This window comes from Streptomyces sp. NPDC048278, from assembly GCF_040652195.1.
Lineage (GTDB): Bacteria > Actinomycetota > Actinomycetes > Streptomycetales > Streptomycetaceae > Streptomyces.
This window is the reverse complement of sequence record NZ_JBEZLP010000003.1, coordinates 40,268-58,329: the sequence shown is the minus strand read 5'-3', so window position 1 is coordinate 58,329 and position 18,062 is coordinate 40,268. Positions and strand designations below refer to the sequence as shown.

Sequence of the window (18,062 nt, the reverse complement as noted above, 5' to 3'; positions counted from 1 at the left end):
GGGAACGTCCTCAGCCGCCCACCCGTCACTATCCGTACGCCCTGGAGTCTGTCCGTGATCTCCGCCTCCGGTATCGAGCTGCGCGCCGGTGCCCGCATCCTCATCGAGAACGCCACCTTCCGCGTGGCCAAGGGCGACCGCATCGGCCTGGTCGGCCGCAACGGCGCCGGCAAGACCACCCTCACCAAGGTGCTGGCCGGCGACGGCATCCCCGCCGCGGGCACCGTCACCCGCTCCGGCGAGGTCGGCTACCTCCCGCAGGACCCCCGCACCGGCGACCTGGACGTGCTCGCCCGCGACCGCATCCTGTCCGCGCGCGGCCTCGACGTCCTGATCCGCAAGATGCGGGAGAACGAGCAGCGCATCGCCAACGGCCAGGGCGCCACCCGGGAGAAGGCGCTCAGGCAGTACGAGCGCCAGGAGACCGAGTTCCTCACCAAGGGCGGGTACTCCGCCGAGGCCGAGGCCGCCACCATCGCCGCCGCGCTCAACCTGCCCGACCGGGTGCTCGGCCAGCCCCTGCACACGCTCTCCGGTGGTCAGCGCCGCCGTATCGAGCTGGCCCGCATCCTGTTCTCGGACGCCGACACCCTGCTGCTCGACGAGCCGACCAACCACCTCGACGCGGACTCGATCGTCTGGCTGCGCGACTACCTGAAGACCTACCGCGGCGGCTTCATCGTGATCTCCCACGACGTCGACCTGGTCGAGACGGTCGTCAACAAGGTCTTCTACCTGGACGCCAACCGTTCCCAGATCGACGTCTACAACATGGGCTGGAAGCTCTACCAGCAGCAGCGCGAGGCCGACGAGAAGCGCCGCAAGCGCGAGCGCGCCAATGCCGAGAAGAAGGCCGCCGCGCTGCACTCGCAGGCCGACAAGATGCGCGCCAAGGCCACCAAGACGGTCGCCGCGCAGAACATGGCCAAGCGCGCCGACAAGCTGCTGGCCGGCCTGGACGCCGTCCGCGTCTCCGACAAGGTCGCCAAGCTGCGCTTCCCGGAGCCGGCGCCCTGCGGCAAGACCCCGCTGACCGCCGAGGGTCTGTCGAAGTCGTACGGCTCGCTGGAGATCTTCACCGACGTCGACCTGGCCATCGACAAGGGTTCCCGGGTCGTCATCCTCGGCCTCAACGGCGCCGGCAAGACCACCCTGCTGCGCCTCCTCGGCGGCGTCGAGCAGCCCGACACCGGCGAGGTCGTCGAGGGGCACGGCCTCAAGCTCGGCTACTACGCGCAGGAGCACGAGACCCTGGACCCGGACCGCACGGTCCTGGAGAACATGCGCTCGTCCGCGCCCGACATGGACCTCGTCGAGGTCCGCAAGGTGCTGGGCTCGTTCCTGTTCTCCGGCGACGACGTCGACAAGCCGGCCGGTGTCCTCTCCGGCGGCGAGAAGACCCGCCTCGCCCTCGCCACCCTGGTCGTCTCCGCCGCGAACGTCCTGCTCCTGGACGAGCCGACCAACAACCTCGACCCCGCCAGCCGTGAGGAGATCCTCGGCGCCCTGCGCACCTACAAGGGCGCGGTCGTCCTCGTCACCCACGACGAGGGCGCCGTCGAGGCGCTCCAGCCGGAGCGGATCATCCTGCTCCCCGACGGCGTCGAGGACCTGTGGGGCGCGGACTACGCGGATCTCGTCGCCCTCGCTTGATCGAATGCCTGATCCACTGGCTATGGATCATTCGGCCTATCGGTGATCCATCATCTGTGTGAGATCTCCTCGTATCGAGGTGTGTCCTACATCGATTTCACGGCCGATCCCTTTGTCGACAAGGGATCGGCCGTTTTGCATGTCTGACCTGGCATTTCACAGAAGAACCCGTTCGGCCCCACGGACAACTCTCGCCGGAATCACAGATTCCGTATGTGGGGATGCGCTCCTGTCGTCACAACGATGTCTCACGGACCTTGCCGAATGGGTGGCCATCACGCCCCGGAGGGGTGATCATGAGGGGACCAGAGCGCACTTCCCATGAGGAGGCACGGGTGGCCGAGACTCTGAAGAAGGGCAGCCGGGTTACCGGCGCCGCGCGCGACAAGCTCGCGGCAGACCTGAAGAAGAAGTACGACTCCGGTGCGAGCATTCGGGCACTGGCCGAGGAAACCGGCCGCTCGTATGGCTTCGTCCACCGGATGCTCAGCGAGTCGGGTGTCACGCTGCGTGGGCGTGGCGGGGCGACGCGGGGCAAGAAAGCCGCGTCCTGACCCCGGGCGGCCCATCGGCTTCGATGGTGGCCACCCGGTCGGTCGGTTGATCGGCCGGGTGGTTACTGTGCAGTCACTTGGCATGCCGTACGGCATTGCGTGATGACCGCACACATCGGAGGCGCCCCATGGCTTCGCCCGACCAGGACCTCGCTCCTGTTCTCGACAAGGACGGCGTACGGCTCACCGTCGACGACGCGCTCGCCACGGTGACGCTGACCAACCCGGCCAAGCGCAACGCCCAGAGCCCCGCACTGTGGCGGGCGTTGGCAGAGGCCGGGCGGTCGCTGCCGGGGTCCGTCCGGGTCGTCGTGCTGCGCGGTGAGGGACAGTCCTTCTCCGCGGGCCTCGACCGGCAGATGTTCACGCCGGAGGGGATCCCGGGCGAGCCGACCTTCATCGAGCTCGCACACCGCGACGACGCCGCCCTCGACGCGTCCATCGCCGAATTCCAGGAGGCGTTCACCTGGTGGCGGCAGAGCGACATCGTGTCCATCGCCGCCGTGCAGGGGCACGCCATCGGGGCCGGCTTCCAGCTGGCCCTCGCCTGTGACCTGCGCGTCGTCGCGGACGACGTGCAGTTCGCGATGCGCGAGACGAGCCTCGGGCTTGTGCCCGACCTGACCGGTACCCACCCGCTCGTCTCCCTGGTGGGCTATGCCCGCGCGCTGGAGATCTGCGCGACCGGACGCTACGTCCAGGCCGACGAGGCGGTGGCCTCCGGACTGGCGAGCGTCGCCGTGCCGGTGGGCGAACTCGACGGGGCGGTACGGGATCTGGCGGGGGCGCTGCTGGCTGCGCCGCGGGATGCGGTGGTGGAGACGAAGGCGTTGCTGCGGGGTGCCGTCGGCCGTACCTACGACGAGCAGCGGGCCGCGGAGCGGCAGGCGCAGGCCCGGCGGCTGCGGGACCTTGCGGGGGTCGGCGAGTAGTTCACCGTGGGCCGGTGGGGGCTGGTCGCGCAGTTCCCCGCGGGCCGGTGGGGGGCGCTCGCGCAGTTCCCCGCGCCCCTTACGGGGCGCTGCGGCTGATGCCCGTCGCCGGCAGAGCCTCCGCGGCCGGCCGCCCCCGACGGGGCGCTTCAGCCGACGTCCGTCACCAGTACAGCCACCGTCGGCCGGTCCTCCAGCGCCTCGCCGACCGTCGTACGGACCTGGCGGGCCACCTCCACGGCCCGCAGGTCGTCGGTCAGGGCCACCTCCACCCGGACGTGCCGACGTGGCAGCGCGGTGTCGAAGTGGATCTCCCGGCTGAGTGCCCCCGTCACCCGGGCCACCCCCGGCACCGCCAGCGCCGCCGCCGTCACCCGGGCGCCCTCGGGATCCGTCCCCTCCCGGACGGACGGCGGCCGGGGCGCGCGTACGGCGTCCGGCTCCACCGTCTCCTCCTCCAGCAGGTCCGTCACCCGCAGGTCGACCTCGGTCACCGTCAGCCCGAGCCGCTCCGCGCTCGCCGCCAGTGTCCGGCGCAGCCGGGACGCCGTCGCCGGCAGGGGCTCGGCCGCCGTCGCCGCGAAGTCCGCCGACAGCCGCAGCGGCCCCGGCGGTACCGCCCCGGGCGGCGCCGGTACGACGGCCTCCGTCACCCCGGCCGGATCCGCCGGGGCGATCCGCACCGCACCCAGCCGCACCCCCGCCACCCCGGCCGCCGCCCGCCGCAGCACCGCGTCCGCCGCCGCCTCCGCGAGCCACGCCCCGTCCTGCGGCCCGCCCAGCGGGAGGATCCTGCCGAAGCCCAGAAGGTGCCGTACCGTGTCTGTCCGTCGGTCCGCCGTCATTGCTCCAGCCTGCCGCATCTTCGGCGCACGACAGGACATCCGCACGTAACGTGGTCGCAGGACGACGACGGGAAGGGACGCACGGCGATGACCGAGATGGCGGCGGAGCCCGAGAAGGACCCGACGGTACAGACCCGGAAGACCGTCAGGCGCGGCGGCGGAGACCCGGCGACCCGCGGGCGGACGACGATCGCCGACGGGGTCGTGGAGAAGATCGCCGGACTGGCGGCCCGGGACGTGGTCGGCGTGCACGCGATGGGCAGCGGCCTCGCCCGTACCTTCGGCGTCGTGCGGGACCGGGTGCCCGGCGGCTCCAAGTCCGTGAGCCGGGGCGTGAAGGCCGAGGTCGGCGAGGTGCAGACCGCGCTGGACCTGGAGATCGTCGTGGACTACGGCGTGTCGATCGCCGACGTGGCCCGCGCGGTCCGGGAGAACGTGATCGCCGCCGTGGAGCGCATGACCGGTCTCGAAGTGGTCGAGGTCAACATCGCGGTGAGTGATGTGAAGCTTCCGGAGGAAGAGGAAGAGGAGCCGGAGTCCCGGCTCCAGTGACCACCGACGGGACCACCGACGTGACCGCTGACGGGACCACCGACAGGACCGCTGAGGGGAGCGCACCATGAACATGGCCGTGGTCGGCATGATCGCCGGCATGGCGCTGGGCTTCGCCGGGTACTTCGGCGGGTTCGGCGCCTTCCTGCTGGTGGCGGCCCTCGGGGCCATCGGGTTCGTCGTCGGCCGGTTCGCGGAGGGGGACCTCGAACTCGGCGACTTCTTCCGCACCCGCGACGACCGGCGCGACCGCCGGCGATGACCTCCGCGAGCGGTGGGACACGCGGCGCCCCGACGGACGTGGCGCCCGGCGAACGCGGTGCCGTCCGGATCGCCGACAGGGTGGTGGCGAAGATCGCCGCACAGGCGGCCCGCGAGGCGCTCGGCACCCTCCCCAAGGACGCCGTACCCCCGCACGCCACCGTGGTCACGCACCATGACACGGCCCGCGTCCGGGTCCACCTCGAACTCGACTACCCGTCCGACATCGGCGCCCGGTGCGCGGCCGTGCGTCGGCATGTGGTCGAGCGGGTAGGCGCGTTGGTGGACATGGACGTCCGGGAGGTCGCCGTCCACGTCGAACGGCTGCACCCGGCCCGGACCCAGGGGAGGGCGTGATGAGCACGGAGCAGACACCGGTCGTCGAGAAGCCACCGGCACCGGCCGCCGCAGCCACGGCAGGCCACGAGCCCCGCTTCTGGTCCCCGCGCCGCGCCCCCGCCACCGTGGTCGCGCTGCTCGTCCTGGTGACCGCGGGCGCCTTCCTGTACGACATCGCCGCCGTACGAGCCCACCACCCCGCCATGCACTGGCGCCGCGAACTGGCCCACGGGCTCGCGACGCAGCCCCTCGACGGCACCTGGGTCCTGGTGGGCGCGGGCATCGCCGCGGCCCTCGGCCTGTGGCTGCTGGCCCTGGCCGTCACACCCGGCCTGCGGCGGCTGCTGCCCATGCGCCGCACCCACCCCGACGTCCGGGCCGGGCTGCGCCGTGACGCGGCGGCGCTGCTGCTGCGCGACCGGGCCATGGAGATCTCCGGCGTGCGCCGGGTGCGGGTACGGCTGCACCGGTCCCGCGCCCACGTCCTCGCCGTCTCCCACTTCCGCGAACTCGACGAGGTGCGCGGCGACCTGGAGGCGGCCCTGACCGACGCGATCCGTGCCATGGGGCTGGCCCGCCCGCCCGCGCTGACCCTGCACGTGATCCGCCCCGGCCGGAAGGGGTGACGCCGTGCTCGGCACCGTCAACCGCGTCCTGATCGCCCTCGCGGGCCTCCTGCTCCTCGCGCTCGGCGGCTCGGTCCTGGCCGTCGGCCTCGGCGCCCCGCCCCCGTCCTGGTGGATTCACGACGGCCGCCACGACGTCCTGCTCACCCAGGCCGAACGCACCCACTGGCGCACCGCGGGCTGGTGGTGGCCGACGGTCCTGGCCGCACTCGCCGTCCTGTTCCTGCTCGCCCTCTGGTGGCTGACCGCCCAACTGCGCCGACGCCGCCTGGCCGAGATCCTGGTGGACACCGGGGACGGCGAGAGCGCGCTGCTGCGCGGCCGGGCCCTGGAGACCGTCCTCGCCACGGACGCGGCCCACCAGGCGGGCGTCTCCCACGCCCAGGCGGTCCTGCGGGGCACCCGCACGGCCCCGCAGGTACGGGTATGGCTCCAACTGGAGCCGGACGTGGCCCCGGAGGACGCCCTGAACGACCTGACGGCCCAGGCCCTGACCCACGCCCGGGACTCGGCGGCCCTGGAAAAGCTCCCCGCAGAGGTCCGACTGACGTCGGTGAAGCACCGTGCGGAGAGGGTCACTTGAAAACGCCGTCCACGGAGGCGCCCCTCCAGGGGCGCGGGGAACTGCGCGACCAGCCCCCACCCACCCGCGCCCACAGCACCGACCCTCAGAACCCGTGCCTCATCCCCCCGTCCACAGGCACCATGATCCCGGTCAGATAAGAAGCCGCCGGAGACATCAGGAACGCCCCCACCCGCCCGAACTCCTCCGGAGCCCCGTACCGCCGCAACGGAATCCGCGACTCGTGCTCGGCCCGCGTCGCCGCCGGGTCGGCGGACATGGCGTCCAGCTCCCGCACCCGGTCCGTGTCGATCCGGGACGGCAGCAGCCCCACCACCCGGATCCCGCGCGGCCCCAGTTCGTCGGCGAGCGACTTGGCGAACCCGGCCAGCCCCGGCCGCAGCCCGTTGGAGATCGTCAGCCCGGGAATCGGCTCGTACACCGACGCGGACAGCACGAACCCGATGACCCCGCCGTCCCCCAGCTCGGCCGCCGCCGCGCGGGCGAGCCGTACGGCCCCCAGGAACACCGACTCGAACGCGGCCTGCCACTGTTCGTCCGTGTTGTCGGCGACGAACCCTGCCGCGGGTCCGCCGACGCTCACGAGGATCCCGTCGAACCCTCCGAACCGCTCACGCGCGGTCGCGATCAGCCGTTCCGGTGCCGCCGGATCCGCGTTGTCGACGGCCACGCCCACCCCGTTCGGTCCCAGTTCGGCCGCCACGTCGGCGGTCCGCTTCTCGTCCCGTCCGGTCACCACGACCTTCGCCCCGTCCGCGACCAGCTCGCGCGCGGTCGCGTGGCCCAGCCCGCGGGTCGCTCCGGTGACGACGTACACCCGGTCCTTCAGTCCAAGATCCATGGTGTCTATCCTGCCTGCTCGCCGCCGAAGAGCGTGAGGGCGGTGTTCACCAGCCCGATGTGACTGAACGCCTGCGGGAAGTTGCCCAGCTGGCGCCCGGTCTCCGGGTCGTACTCCTCGGACAGCAGACCCACGTCGTTGACCAGCCCCACCAGCCGTTCGAACAGCTCCTTGGCCTCGTCGGTGCGGCCCGTCATGTGCAGCGCGTCCGCGAGCCAGAACGAGCAGGCCAGGAAGGCGCCCTCGCCGCCCGGCATCCCGTCGACGCCGATCGCGTCGGTGTCGTAGCGGCGCAGGAACCCGTCCTGGCCCAGGTCGTCGCGGATGGCGTCCACCGTGCCGACCACCCGGGGGTCGTCCGGCGGCAGGAAGCCGACGCGCGGGATCAGCAGCAGGGAGGCGTCGAGTTCGCGCGAGCCGTAGTACTGGGTGAAGGTGTTGCGCTTCGGGTCGTACCCCTTCTCGCACACCTCCCGGTGGACCTCGTCGCGCAGCGCGCGCCATCCCATCAGTTCGCCCTTGAGCTCGGGGTGGTCCTCCAGGGTCCGCACCGCGCGGTCCGCGGCCACCCACACCAGCACCTTGGAGTGCACGAAGTGGCGCCGGCCGCCGCGCACCTCCCACAGGCCCTCGTCCGGCTGCCGCCAGGCCTTCTCCAGGAACTTCATCAGCGCGCACTGGATGGCCCACATGTGCGGCTTGGTGGGCAGGCCGGCGGTGCGGGCCAGCGACAGCGAGTCCATCACCTCGCCGTACACGTCCAGCTGGAGCTGGTCGACGGCGCCGTTGCCGACGCGTACCGGTGCGGAGCCGGCGAAGCCGGGCAGCCAGTCCAGTTCGAACTCGGGCAGCCGGCGCTCGCCCGCGAGGCCGTACATGATCTGCAGGTCCGCCGGGTCGCCGGCGACCGCGCGGACCAGCCAGTCGCGCCAGCGTTCGGCCTCCTTGTGGTAGCCGGCGGCGAGCAGGGCGCCGAGGGTCAGGGTGGAGTCGCGCAGCCAGCAGAACCGGTAGTCCCAGTTGCGCATCCCGCCCAGTTCCTCGGGCAGCGAGCTGGTGGCCGCGGCGACGATGCCCCCGGTCGGCTCGTAGCTGAGCGCCTTGAGGGTGATCAGGGAGCGCACGACCGTGTCCCGGTGGGGGCCGTCGTAGGTGCAGCGGGCGGTCCAGCGCCGCCAGTCGGTCACGCTGGACCGCAGCGCCTCGTACGGGTCCACGAGCGGTGGCCGCTGCTGGTGCGAGGGGTGCCAGGTGAGCACGAACGCGACCCGCTCGCCCTCCGCGACGGTGAACTCCGAGTGGGTGCCGAAGTCCTCGCCCCAGGTCCGGACCGACGGCTCGCTGCGCAGCCACACCGAGTCGGGGCCGGCGACCGCGACCCGGTGGCCGCCGGAGCGCCGCATCCACGGGACGACGGAGCCGTAGTCGAAGCGGAGCCGGAGCGTGCTGTGCACGGTGACCCGGCCGCTGACGCCCTCGATGATGCGTACGACGTCCGGCGCGTGCTCGCGCTGGGGCATCAGGTCGGTGACGCGGACCGTGCCCTCGGCGGTCTCCCACTCGGTGTCCAGGACCAGGGTGTCGGGCCGGTAACCGCGCCGGGTGCAGGTCGTGGCGCCGCCGGGGGCGATCCGCCAGTGGCCGTGGTCCTCGTTGCCCAGCAGCCTGGCGAAGCAGGCGGCCGAGTCGAAGCGGGGCAGGCACAGCCAGTCGATGGAGCCGTCCCGGCCGACCAGGGCCGCGGTCTGCTCGTCGCCGATGAGCGCGTAGTCCTCGATGCGTCGGTCCACGGGAGCCGGTTTCCCTGCGGGCCGGAGGGCCAATCAGGGGGTGGGCCGGGGGAGTGACAGGACCGTTCCGCGGAACCCGGCCGTCAGACGGCGGCCGGTTCCGTCTCCGCGGCCGGCTCCTGCTCCGCTGCCTCCGCACGCGTGCGTGCCTCACGGCGGGCCAGGACGAAGAAGCCGTAGGGGACGCCCGCGGCGAACAGCCACCACTGGATCATGTACGCGTAGTTCAGCGGGGCGTCTTCCTTGCCCGGGTCGGAGATCTGCTCCGGCGTGTCGCCCTTGGGCTCGGGCGCCGTCTGCTGGATGTAGCCGCCGAGTACCTGCTTGCCGAGCCGGCGTGCCTGCTCCTCGCTGTTGATCAGCATGATCTGCCGGTCGGGCAGGCCTTTGAGGTCCTTGATGCCGCTCGCCGCCGTGGTCTCGTCGGGCATCAGCCGGCCCTGGACGGTGACCTTGCCGGCCGGCGGCGCCGGGATCTTGGGGAAGGCGGTCTGGCTCGGGCCGTCCGACGGGATCCAGCCCCGGTTGACCAGCAGCACCTTGCCGTCGCTCAGCACGAACGGGGTGAGGACGTGGTAGCCGACCTCGTCGTCGGAGTTGGTACGGCGGCGGACGACGACCTCGTCGGCGGTGTCGAAGGTGCCGGTCGCGGTGACCGTGTGGTACCGCTCCTTGCGGGTCACGGCATGCCCCGGCTCGGTCACCTCCTCGACCGGCACCGGCTTGGCACCGAGGGCGTCGGCGACCAGCTGGTTGCGGGCGCTGCGCTCCTCGTACCGGTGCTTCTGCCAGATCCCGAGCCGGATCATCGTCGGGATCAGAAGCAGCGAGATGAGGGTGAGGATCACCCACTGCCGAGTCAACAGGAAGCGGTACACCCCACGACCGTACAACTCGGTCGTGGGGCGCGTTCGGGCGGGTACCGGGTCAGACGCGGTCGACAATGCCCGCCTTCCCGGCCTCGCGGGCGCAGTGGGCGCCGCAGAACCACTGGTTGTCGGCCTCGACACCCTGGCCGATGATCGAGACCTTGCAGTGCTCGCAGACCGGGGCCATGCGGTGGATCGCGCAGGAGAAGCAGTCGAAGACATGGACCGCGCCCTGCGCGTGCACCTCGAAGGTCATTCCGTAGTCATTGCCGCAGACTTCACATTTCGCCATGCGCCACAGGGTGGGCGGTCGGCCGCGCGCGGGCGAGGGGGCGCCGGGCGAGTCGTACGGCAATCACCCGTCCGTACGGCCCGTACGGACGGGTGTACGGCCCGCGCGGGCGGTCACTTCGCGGTGGCCGGCGCCACGTCCCGCAGCAGCTGCCCGAAGGCCGCCTCGTCGACCACCGGTGTCCCGAACTGACGGGCCTTGACGACCTTCGAGGTGCCCGAGTCGGGGTCGTTGGTGACGAGCAGGCTGGTGAGCCGCGAGATGCTCGTGGAGACGTGCAGACCGGCCTCGGCGGCCCGGTCCTCCAGCAGCTCCCGCTCGATCGAGGTGTCCCCGGAGAACGCCACCCGCATGCCCTGCTTCAGCGGGCTGCCGTCCTCGTACCGTCCCGGGTTCGGGTAGGGGCATGCGGGCCGCTTGCGGGACTGCCGCCAGGTGCCGGGCCGGTAGCCGCCGTACCCGCCGCTCGCCTGGGGCCCGATCCGGGGCGTGTCCGACCACTCCGTCAGGGGCCGGCACTCCAGCAGCGGCAGCCGTACGTTGCCCGCCGCGGCGGCCCGCAGGCTGGGCCGGAACGCCTCCGCGAGCACGCGCGCGTCGTCCAGCGCGTGGTGCGCCCGCCGCTGGACGACCCCGAAGTGCGCGGCCAGCGTCTCCAGTTTGTGGTTGGGCAGCGGCAGGTCCAGCTCCTTGGCGAGCGCGATCGTGCACAGCCGCTGCCGCACCGGGGCCTCGGTCCTCGCGCGCGCGTACTCCCGCGCGATCATCTGCCAGTCGAAGACCGCGTTGTGCGCGACCAGCACCCGGCCGTCCAGCCGGGCCGAGAACTCCTCGGCGATGTCGGTGAAGAGCGGCGCGCCGTCGAGCACCTCGCTCGTCAGCCCGTGGATCCACACGGGACCCGGATCACGCTCGGGGTTGACCAGCGTGTACCAGTGGTCCTCGACCTCGCCGCGCTCGTCCAGCCGGTAGACGGCCGCGCTGATTATCCGGTCGTCCCGGGCCAGTCCGGTGGTCTCCACGTCGACGACGGCGTACCCCTTCGGATACGCGGCCGGCCACGGGGTGCCGGGGGACACTGCGGTCGTACGGTCTTCGAGCATGGTCATTGAGGATACGGGCCCGCACCGACAGCCCGGTCCGTCAGGGCACCTGCCACAGCGGCCCGTTCGAATGTCCTGATTCCCCGTCCGCGCTGATTGCCCCTTGCGGGGCTATGGACCTTTTCGCCGCCCGGTGCCAGCGTGCACCCCGCCCGGAGCACGGACGGCCGACGGAAGGGCGGTACGGCGGATGGCACGCGTACGGTACGGCGCTCGGACCGAGGCGGAGATCGAGGCCGCGCGCACCACGAGACTCCCGGACGTCTGGTCCACCGGGGTGGTGGCCGTCTGGGAGACCGACCCGGACGCGGTCGCGGCGGTCCTGCCGCCGCCGCTGAAGCCGACCGGCAGACCCCTCGCCCGCGTCAACATCAGCAAGGTCCAACTGCCCGGATACCCGCTCGGCGCGGGCTCGTTCGCGGTCGCCGCCGCGCACGGCACGGTCGAGGGCTGGTACCCGCTGGTCATGCCGATGACCCACGAGCGCGCCCTCACCGGCGGCCGTGAGGTCTTCGGCGAGCCCAAGAAGCTCGGCGAGGTGACCGTCGAGCGGGAGGACGGCCTCGTGCGCGCGGCCCTTGCCCGGCACGGCGTCACCTTCGTCGAGGTGCGCGGCACGGTCGACGGCCCGCTGCCGCTGCCCGCGCCCGCCCCGAAGACCGACTTCTACTTCAAGTTCCTCCCGGCGGTGGACGGTTCGGGCTTCGACGGCGACCCGCTGCTGGTGCACTGCGTACGCGAGGAGAAGGTCCGCCGGCTGGAGCGCGTCACCGGGGAGGTGATCCTCCGCGAGTCCGCGTACGACCCGGTCGCCGACCTGCCGGTGCTGCGCCTGCTGGACCTCACCCTCGGCGAGAAGACCAGCGACCAGCGCGGCCGGGTCGCCGAACGGGTCGACGCCCAGGCGCTGTTGCCCTACGTCCACCAGCGCTACGACGATCCGCGCCAGGTCCACGACGCGCCCCCGGAGGGCAGTGAGGGGAGCGGGGCCTGATGGAGCTGCGCGAAGGACAGGTCGCCGTCGTCACCGGCGCGGCGAGCGGTATCGGGCTCGCGATGGCCCGGCGGTTCGCCGCCGAGGGGCTGAAGGTGGTCCTCGCCGACGTGGAGCCGGCCGCCCTGGAGAAGGCCGCCGACGGGCTGCGCGCGGAGGGCGCCGACGTGCACGCGCGCGTGGTCGACGTCGGCGTCCGCGAACAGGTCCTGGAACTGGCCGAGTCGGCCTACGACACCTACGGCTCGGTGCACGTCCTGTGCAACAACGCCGGGGTCGGGTCGGGCGCCGAGGGCCGGATGTGGGAGCACGAACCGAACGACTGGAAGTGGGCGTTCGAAGTCAATGTGTGGGGTGTCTTCCACGGTGTACAGGCTTTCCTGCCCAGGATGATCAAGTCGGGTCAACCCGGTCATGTGGTCAATACATCCTCCGGTGACGGCGGTATCGCCCCGCTGCCCACGGCTTCCGTGTACGCGGTCACGAAGGCGGCCGTCGTCACGATGACCGAGTCCCTGTACGCCCATCTCAGGGCCGAGCACGCGCGCGTGGGCGCCTCGGTGCTCTTCCCGGGGCCGCACATGCTGCGCACGGGCCTGTGGGAGTCGCACCGCAACCGCCCCGACCGCTGGGCCAAGGAACGGCCCCGCAGGACGCCGTACCGCAGCCTCGACCAGTGGGAGGCGGCGATGCGCGCGGCGGGCCGGGAGGTCGCCTTCACGCCCGTCGAGGAGGTCGCCGACCTCGTCGTGGCGGGCATCCGCGCGGACCGCTTCTGGCTGCTCCCGGAGAGCGGGCACAGCGACGCCCAGATCCGGGCGCGGGCGCGCTCGATGCTGGACCGGACGAACCCCTCGTACCTCGAGAACTTCATCCTCGACTGACACCTCATCCCGTACCGACAGGGGGCAGTGGTGACCGCGTACGACGACCCATACCTGATCATCTCCTCCGACTGCCACGCCGGGCTGCCCACCGAGGAGTACCGGCCCTATCTGGACGCCCGGTTCCACCGGGACTTCGACGAGTTCCTCGCGGGGCGCGAGCGCCGCCGGGAGGAGATGACCCGGCTCGGCATCCGCAACGAGGCGTTCGCGGCCAGGTGGTTCCAGGACAACGAGGAGGGGCTGCGCGGGGGCTGGGACGCCGCGCAGCGGGTGAAGGAGCTGGACGGGGACGGGGTGGCCGCCGAGGTGGTCTTCCCGGACGCCGACGCGGTCGACAGCCGGACCGCGGCGCCCTTCGGGGTCGGCCTCGGCCTGTCCGGGGACCACGACCCGGAGCTGGGCATGGCGGGCGCGCAGGCCCACAACCGCTGGCTGGCCGAGTTCGTGTCCGAGCATCCGGAACGGCACTGCGGGGTGGCCCTGCTGCCCGTCACGGCCCCGGCCGACCGGGTCGTCGCGGAGGTGTACCGGGCCAGGGAGTCCGGCCTCGGCGCCCTGATGATCCCCGCCATGTGGGTCGACAGGGCGCCCTACCACGACCGTCGTTACGACCCGGTCTGGGCCGCGGCGGCCGAGTGCGGGATGCCGGTCCTCACCCACTCCGGCGCGGCCCCGCGCGACGAGTACGGCGACCATCTCGGCATCTACGTCAGCGAGGTGACGTGGTGGCCGGCCCGCCCGCTGTGGTTCCTGCTCTGGTCCGGCGTCTTCGAACGCCATCCCGGACTGCGCTTCGGCGTCGCCGAGTCGGGCTGCTGGTGGCTGCCGAACCTGCTGTGGTTCATGGACCGCCTCTACCTCGGCGCGCACGGCGGCAAGAAGCTCTCCCCCTTCGAGGAGCTGACCCGCCCGCCGCACGAGTACCTGGACCGGCAGGTGTTCGTCTGCGCCACCAACACCAAGCGCCGGGAACTCGCCCAGCGCTACGAGATCGGCGTCGACAACATCCTCTGGGGCAGCGACTTCCCGCACCCCGAGGGCACCTGGCCGGACACGCGCGCGTGGCTGCGCCGCACCTTCCACGACATCCCGGTGACCGAGACCCGCCGGATGCTGGGCCTCGCGGCGGCCGAGGCCTTCGGCTTCGACACGGACCGCCTGGCCCCGCTCGCCCGGCGCATCGGCCCCACCCCGGCCGAGCTCGGCCAGCAGGCCGACCAGGCGGCAGTGGAGGCCTCCTGGGCCCGCTCGCGCGAGGTGGGCCGCCACTGGCTGACCGACAACGACTTCCCGGCGCTGGGGGTGACGTCGTGAACGACGACCGCTACACGGTGATCTCGGCCGACTGCCACGCGGGTGCGGACCTCCTCGACTACCGCCCCTACCTGGAGAAGCGCTACCACGACGACTTCGACCTGTGGGCGGCGACCTACGTCAACCCGTACGAGGACCTGCTCGCCGACTCGGCGGACCGGAACTGGAACTCCGCGCGGCGGCTCGCCGAGCTGGAGGAGGACGGGATCGTCGCGGAGGTGATCTTCCCTAACACCATCCCGCCGTTCTTCCCGTCCGGGTCGCTCATGGCCCCCGCGCCGACCGCGGCGGAGTACGAGCGCCGCTGGGCGGGCCTGCGCGCCCACAACCGCTGGCTGGCCGACTTCTGCGCCGCGGCGCCGGGCCGCCGGGCGGGCGTCTTCCAGATCCTCCTCAACGACGTGGAGGAGGCCGTGCAGGAGATCCGCCGGGCGGCCGGGGCGGGCCTGAAGGGCGGCCTGATGCTCCCGGGCACCCCGCCCGGCTCGGGCCTGCCCGAACTGCACGCGCGCGTGTACGACCCGATCTGGGCCGTCTGCGCGGAACTCGGCGTCCCCGTCAACCACCACGCCGGCTCGGCGTCCCCGCCGCTCGGCGACGAACCGGCCGCCCGTGCGGTCTTCATGGTCGAGACGACCTGGTTCTCGCACCGTGCACTCTGGCACCTCGTCTTCGGCGGCGCCTTCCGCCGTCACCCGGACCTGAAACTGGTCCTGACCGAACAGGGCTCGGGCTGGATCCCCGGGGTCCTGGCCATGCTGGACTACTACCACGGCCGCCTGCTGGCGGCGGCGCGGGCGACGACCGCGGAGGCGAAGTTCGGCGTCGGTCTCGCGGACTCGATGGGTGAAGCGCCGTCCACGGTCTGGCGGGACAACTGCTTCGTCGGCGCCAGCTTCATGCGCCCGCACGAGGTGCCGCTGCGCGACCGCATCGGCCTGGACAAGATCATGTGGGGCAGCGACTACCCGCACGACGAGGGCACGTACCCGTACACCAGGGAGGGCCTGCGCTTCGCCTTCGCCGGCGTCCCCCGGGACGAGCTCGCGGCGATGCTCGGCGGCAACGCGGCCCGCGTCTACGGCTTCGACCTGGACCTCCTGGACCCGATCGCGGCGAAGGTGGGACCGACGGTGGCGGAGATCGCCGAACCGCTGCCTGACCCGCCGGCCGACGCGACGAGCCCGGTGTTCGCGCGGGGCGCCTCGGTACGGGTCTGGTGACGTCGGTACGGCACCCACGGGCCCCGGGGTGCGATCCTCCCTGCTGTGACGGAACCTACGCACGACAACGAGGCCCACGGGGGAGCGCTCGGCTCCCGGCTGAACTGGCTGCGGGCGGCCGTACTGGGCGCGAACGACGGCATCGTGTCGACGGCGGGCATCGTCGTCGGCGTCGCGGGCGCCACGGCCGACCGCAACGCCCTGCTGACCGCGGGCCTGGCGGGGCTGCTCGCCGGATCCATGTCGATGGCGGCGGGGGAGTACGTCTCGGTGTCCACCCAGCGCGACTCCGAACTCGCCGCACTGGCGCAGGAGAAACGCGAGCTGAAGGAGCAGCCCGAGGCGGAACTGGAGGAACTGACCGAGCTGCTGGAGCGCCGCGGCCTGTCCCGGGAGGTGGCCCGTGAGGCGGCGGTCCAGCTGACGGAACGCGACGCCCTGAAGGCCCACGCGAGCGTGGAGCTGGGCATCGACCCCGACGAGCTGACCAACCCCTGGAACGCGGCCCTCGCCAGCTTCCTGGCGTTCACGGTGGGGGCGCTGCTCCCGCTGCTCGCGATCGTCCTGCCGCCCGCCGGCCGGCGGCTCCCGGTGACGGTGGTCTCGGTGCTGGCCGCACTGGTCCTGACCGGCTGGGCCAGCGCCCGCCTGGGAGCGGCCTCGGTGGGCCCGGCGGTGCTGCGCAACGTCCTGGGCGGCGCGCTGGCCATGGCCGTCACGTACGGGGCGGGGAGCCTGCTGGGGGCGGTCGGGGTCTAGCCCCTTGGCGGAGATCGCCAACAAGCAAGCGCATACCCCCGGCAATACTTGTGGGTAACAACGTCTAGCCGCAGCCGACCGGCGGTTCTACGGTGCCCACATGCCGAACCTGCCCGATGTCGTGCTGTGGTCGATACCCGCCTTCGTGCTGCTCACCGTGATCGAGGTGATCAGCTACCGCATCCATCCCGACGACGATGCCGCCGGGTACGAGACCAAGGACGCGGCCACCAGCATCGGCATGGGGCTCGGGTCGCTCGTCTTCGACTTCGTGTGGAAGATCCCGATCGTCATGATCTACACGGCGGTGTACGCACTGACCCCGCTGCGCATCCCCGTGCTCTGGTGGACGGTCCCGCTGATGCTGCTCGGGCAGGACTTCTTCTACTACTGGTCGCACCGCGGCCATCACGTCATCCGCATCCTGTGGGCCTGCCACGTCGTCCACCACTCCAGCAAGAAGTTCAACCTCTCCACGGCGCTGCGCCAGCCCTGGACCTCGCTGACCGTCTGGCCGTTCTACGTCCCGCTGGTCGCCGCGGGGGTGCACCCGGCCGCGCTCGCCTTCTGTTCCTCGGCGAACCTCGTCTACCAGTTCTGGATCCACACCGAACGCATCGACAAGATGCCCCGGTGGTTCGAGTTCGTCTTCAACACGCCTTCCCACCACCGCGTGCACCACGCCTCCCAGGGCGGCTACCTGGACCGCAACTTCGGCGGGATCCTGATCGTCTGGGACCGGCTGTTCGGTTCCTGGGTGGCGGAGACCGAACGGCCCGTGTACGGGTTGACCAAGAACATCAACACGTTCAACCCGGTCAAGGTGGCCACCCACGAGTACGCCGCCATCGCCAAGGACATCAGGGCCGCGCGCAGTTGGCGGGAGCGGGCCGGGCGGGTGTTCCGGGGACCGGGCTGGGCGCCGGCGCCCGCCGTGGAGCGGGCCGAGGAGTCCGTGGCCGCGTGAGAGCGTCCCGGGCGCCGCTCGCCGCCTTCGCCCTCGCCGTCGTCCTCGACCTCGCCTTCCTGACGGTCGGCTTCCACCCCGGGCACGTCGTCGCCAAGGTGCTCCTGATGCCCCTGCTCGCCGTGTCGGCCGCCCGCGCGGGTGCCCCCCGGCTCCTCGTCGCCGCCCTGCTGTGCGGCTGGGGCGGCGACGTCCTGCTCCTCTCCGACGCCGGCCCCGCCTTCATGGCGGGCATGGCCTCCTTCGCCGCCGGACACGTCTGCTACCTCGTCCTCTTCCGCCGCCAGGGCCCGCCGCACGCGCGTGCGCGTCTGCTCGCCCTCGGCTACGCCGCCGCCCTCGTCACCCTGGTCGCCCTGCTCTGGCCCGACCTGCCCGCCGGCCTGCGCGTCCCCGTGGCCGGCTACAGCACCCTGCTCACCGCCATGGCATACACCGCCGCCACCAGGCTCGGCCCGCTCGCCGGGCTCGGCGGCGCGCTCTTCATGGTCTCCGACACGCTGATCGCGACCGGCGTCGCCGACTGGCCGCAGCCGCCGCGCCCCGACTTCTGGATCATGCTCACCTATGCGGCGGCACAGTTCCTGCTGGTCCGCGGCACCCTCGACGCGCGGGCCGCACCGGCCACGGCGTACCGTGAAGTGCGCTCGACCACCCCCTGAGCGCACCCACCGCCAC

Annotated in this window: 21 protein-coding genes; 15 read left to right on the top strand and 6 right to left on the bottom strand. The window is 72.2% G+C overall.

Annotation, left to right across the window (positions count from 1 at the left end; translation table 11 throughout):
• Positions 1-54 precede the first annotated feature (54 nt).
• The 3 genes from AB0D74_RS06450 to AB0D74_RS06440 all read left to right on the top strand — a co-directional run bounded on the left by AB0D74_RS06450 (position 55) and on the right by AB0D74_RS06440 (position 3,139).
• Positions 55-1,653, top strand: coding sequence for an ABC-F family ATP-binding cassette domain-containing protein (locus AB0D74_RS06450; RefSeq protein WP_362581136.1), 1,599 nt, complete (start codon positions 55-57; stop codon positions 1,651-1,653).
• 335 nt (positions 1,654-1,988) lie between these two features.
• Positions 1,989-2,207: a helix-turn-helix domain-containing protein gene (locus AB0D74_RS06445; RefSeq protein WP_046727957.1), complete on the top strand. Its 219-nt coding sequence runs from the start codon at positions 1,989-1,991 to the stop codon at positions 2,205-2,207.
• A 128-nt stretch (positions 2,208-2,335) separates the two neighbouring features.
• The gene (locus tag AB0D74_RS06440) at positions 2,336-3,139 is read left to right on the top strand and encodes an enoyl-CoA hydratase/isomerase family protein (protein WP_362581134.1); all 804 of its coding nucleotides are present in this window, start codon (positions 2,336-2,338) and stop codon (positions 3,137-3,139) included.
• A 149-nt stretch (positions 3,140-3,288) separates the two neighbouring features.
• On the opposite strand, the gene AB0D74_RS06435 is transcribed toward AB0D74_RS06440, so the two are convergent.
• Complete coding sequence (locus tag AB0D74_RS06435) at positions 3,289-3,984, bottom strand: nucleopolyhedrovirus P10 family protein (protein ID WP_362581132.1); 696 nt, start codon at positions 3,982-3,984, stop codon at positions 3,289-3,291.
• A gap of 87 nt (positions 3,985-4,071) precedes the next feature.
• On the opposite strand from AB0D74_RS06435, the gene AB0D74_RS06430 reads away from it, so the two are divergent.
• From AB0D74_RS06430 to amaP, 5 genes are all read left to right on the top strand, one after another.
• Positions 4,072-4,536: an Asp23/Gls24 family envelope stress response protein gene (locus AB0D74_RS06430; protein ID WP_089101589.1), complete on the top strand. Its 465-nt coding sequence runs from the start codon at positions 4,072-4,074 to the stop codon at positions 4,534-4,536.
• A gap of 67 nt (positions 4,537-4,603) precedes the next feature.
• Entirely contained in the window at positions 4,604-4,798 is a 195-nt protein-coding gene (locus AB0D74_RS06425; protein ID WP_362581130.1) for a hypothetical protein, read from the top strand.
• Entirely contained in the window at positions 4,795-5,154 is a 360-nt protein-coding gene (locus AB0D74_RS06420; protein ID WP_362581128.1) for a hypothetical protein, read from the top strand. Before AB0D74_RS06425 ends, AB0D74_RS06420 begins: the two co-directional genes overlap by 4 nt.
• Positions 5,154-5,762 (top strand): DUF6286 domain-containing protein, encoded by a 609-nt coding sequence (locus AB0D74_RS06415; RefSeq protein ID WP_362581126.1) that lies wholly within the window; start codon positions 5,154-5,156, stop codon positions 5,760-5,762. Before AB0D74_RS06420 ends, AB0D74_RS06415 begins: the two co-directional genes overlap by 1 nt.
• 4 nt (positions 5,763-5,766) lie before the next feature.
• Positions 5,767-6,345 carry an alkaline shock response membrane anchor protein AmaP gene (gene amaP / locus AB0D74_RS06410; protein ID WP_362581124.1) on the top strand — a complete coding sequence of 193 codons (579 nt, stop codon included), beginning with the start codon at positions 5,767-5,769 and terminating at the stop codon, positions 6,343-6,345.
• 85 nt (positions 6,346-6,430) lie between these two features.
• Here amaP and AB0D74_RS06405 read toward each other — a convergent pair whose 3' ends face one another.
• The 5 genes from AB0D74_RS06405 to AB0D74_RS06385 all read right to left on the bottom strand — a co-directional run bounded on the left by AB0D74_RS06405 (position 6,431) and on the right by AB0D74_RS06385 (position 11,240).
• Complete coding sequence (locus AB0D74_RS06405) at positions 6,431-7,186, bottom strand: SDR family oxidoreductase (protein ID WP_362581122.1); 756 nt, start codon at positions 7,184-7,186, stop codon at positions 6,431-6,433.
• Positions 7,187-7,191: 5 nt separating this feature from the next.
• The gene (locus AB0D74_RS06400; protein WP_362581120.1) at positions 7,192-8,976 is read right to left on the bottom strand and encodes a glycoside hydrolase family 15 protein; all 1,785 of its coding nucleotides are present in this window, start codon (positions 8,974-8,976) and stop codon (positions 7,192-7,194) included.
• Positions 8,977-9,059: 83 nt separating this feature from the next.
• Positions 9,060-9,854, bottom strand: coding sequence for an SURF1 family protein (locus AB0D74_RS06395; protein ID WP_362581118.1), 795 nt, complete (start codon positions 9,852-9,854; stop codon positions 9,060-9,062).
• A 49-nt stretch (positions 9,855-9,903) separates the two neighbouring features.
• Positions 9,904-10,137: a hypothetical protein gene (locus tag AB0D74_RS06390; RefSeq protein ID WP_093508408.1), complete on the bottom strand. Its 234-nt coding sequence runs from the start codon at positions 10,135-10,137 to the stop codon at positions 9,904-9,906.
• A 113-nt stretch (positions 10,138-10,250) separates the two neighbouring features.
• Positions 10,251-11,240 (bottom strand): DEDDh family exonuclease, encoded by a 990-nt coding sequence (locus tag AB0D74_RS06385; protein ID WP_362581116.1) that lies wholly within the window; start codon positions 11,238-11,240, stop codon positions 10,251-10,253.
• Positions 11,241-11,430: 190 nt separating this feature from the next.
• Here AB0D74_RS06385 and AB0D74_RS06380 point away from each other — a divergent pair, with 190 nt between their 5' ends.
• The 7 genes from AB0D74_RS06380 (at position 11,431) to AB0D74_RS06350 (ending at position 18,046) form a co-directional block, all read left to right on the top strand.
• Positions 11,431-12,234 carry an acetoacetate decarboxylase family protein gene (locus AB0D74_RS06380; protein ID WP_362581114.1) on the top strand — a complete coding sequence of 268 codons (804 nt, stop codon included), beginning with the start codon at positions 11,431-11,433 and terminating at the stop codon, positions 12,232-12,234.
• Positions 12,234-13,118, top strand: a complete 885-nt coding sequence (locus tag AB0D74_RS06375) for an SDR family NAD(P)-dependent oxidoreductase (protein ID WP_362581112.1) — start codon at positions 12,234-12,236, stop codon at positions 13,116-13,118. The genes AB0D74_RS06380 and AB0D74_RS06375 overlap by 1 nt, the downstream gene beginning before the upstream one ends.
• 30 nt (positions 13,119-13,148) lie before the next feature.
• Positions 13,149-14,435 (top strand): amidohydrolase family protein, encoded by a 1,287-nt coding sequence (locus tag AB0D74_RS06370; RefSeq protein WP_362581110.1) that lies wholly within the window; start codon positions 13,149-13,151, stop codon positions 14,433-14,435.
• Positions 14,432-15,658 (top strand): amidohydrolase family protein, encoded by a 1,227-nt coding sequence (locus AB0D74_RS06365; RefSeq protein ID WP_362581108.1) that lies wholly within the window; start codon positions 14,432-14,434, stop codon positions 15,656-15,658. Before AB0D74_RS06370 ends, AB0D74_RS06365 begins: the two co-directional genes overlap by 4 nt.
• Before the next feature lie 45 nt (positions 15,659-15,703).
• Entirely contained in the window at positions 15,704-16,417 is a 714-nt protein-coding gene (locus AB0D74_RS06360) for a VIT family protein (RefSeq protein WP_362581106.1), read from the top strand.
• Between the two features lie 100 nt (positions 16,418-16,517).
• Entirely contained in the window at positions 16,518-17,384 is an 867-nt protein-coding gene (locus tag AB0D74_RS06355) for a sterol desaturase family protein (RefSeq protein ID WP_362581104.1), read from the top strand.
• Positions 17,381-18,046, top strand: coding sequence for a lysoplasmalogenase (locus AB0D74_RS06350; RefSeq protein WP_362581102.1), 666 nt, complete (start codon positions 17,381-17,383; stop codon positions 18,044-18,046). The genes AB0D74_RS06355 and AB0D74_RS06350 overlap by 4 nt, the downstream gene beginning before the upstream one ends.
• The last annotated feature ends 16 nt before the right edge of the window (positions 18,047-18,062 follow it).

Coding starts and splice junctions, on each gene's coding strand:
- AB0D74_RS06440 (WP_362581134.1), top strand. CDS start 2,336: ATGGCTTCGCCCGACCAGGACCTCGCTCCTGTTCTCGACAAGGACGGC.
- AB0D74_RS06435 (WP_362581132.1), bottom strand. CDS start 3,984: ATGACGGCGGACCGACGGACAGACACGGTACGGCACCTTCTGGGCTTC.
- AB0D74_RS06430 (WP_089101589.1), top strand. CDS start 4,072: ATGACCGAGATGGCGGCGGAGCCCGAGAAGGACCCGACGGTACAGACC.
- AB0D74_RS06425 (WP_362581130.1), top strand. CDS start 4,604: ATGAACATGGCCGTGGTCGGCATGATCGCCGGCATGGCGCTGGGCTTC.
- AB0D74_RS06420 (WP_362581128.1), top strand. CDS start 4,795: ATGACCTCCGCGAGCGGTGGGACACGCGGCGCCCCGACGGACGTGGCG.
- AB0D74_RS06415 (WP_362581126.1), top strand. CDS start 5,154: ATGAGCACGGAGCAGACACCGGTCGTCGAGAAGCCACCGGCACCGGCC.
- AB0D74_RS06405 (WP_362581122.1), bottom strand. CDS start 7,186: ATGGATCTTGGACTGAAGGACCGGGTGTACGTCGTCACCGGAGCGACC.
- AB0D74_RS06390 (WP_093508408.1), bottom strand. CDS start 10,137: ATGGCGAAATGTGAAGTCTGCGGCAATGACTACGGAATGACCTTCGAG.
- AB0D74_RS06385 (WP_362581116.1), bottom strand. CDS start 11,240: ATGCTCGAAGACCGTACGACCGCAGTGTCCCCCGGCACCCCGTGGCCG.
- AB0D74_RS06380 (WP_362581114.1), top strand. CDS start 11,431: ATGGCACGCGTACGGTACGGCGCTCGGACCGAGGCGGAGATCGAGGCC.
- AB0D74_RS06375 (WP_362581112.1), top strand. CDS start 12,234: ATGGAGCTGCGCGAAGGACAGGTCGCCGTCGTCACCGGCGCGGCGAGC.
- AB0D74_RS06355 (WP_362581104.1), top strand. CDS start 16,518: ATGCCGAACCTGCCCGATGTCGTGCTGTGGTCGATACCCGCCTTCGTG.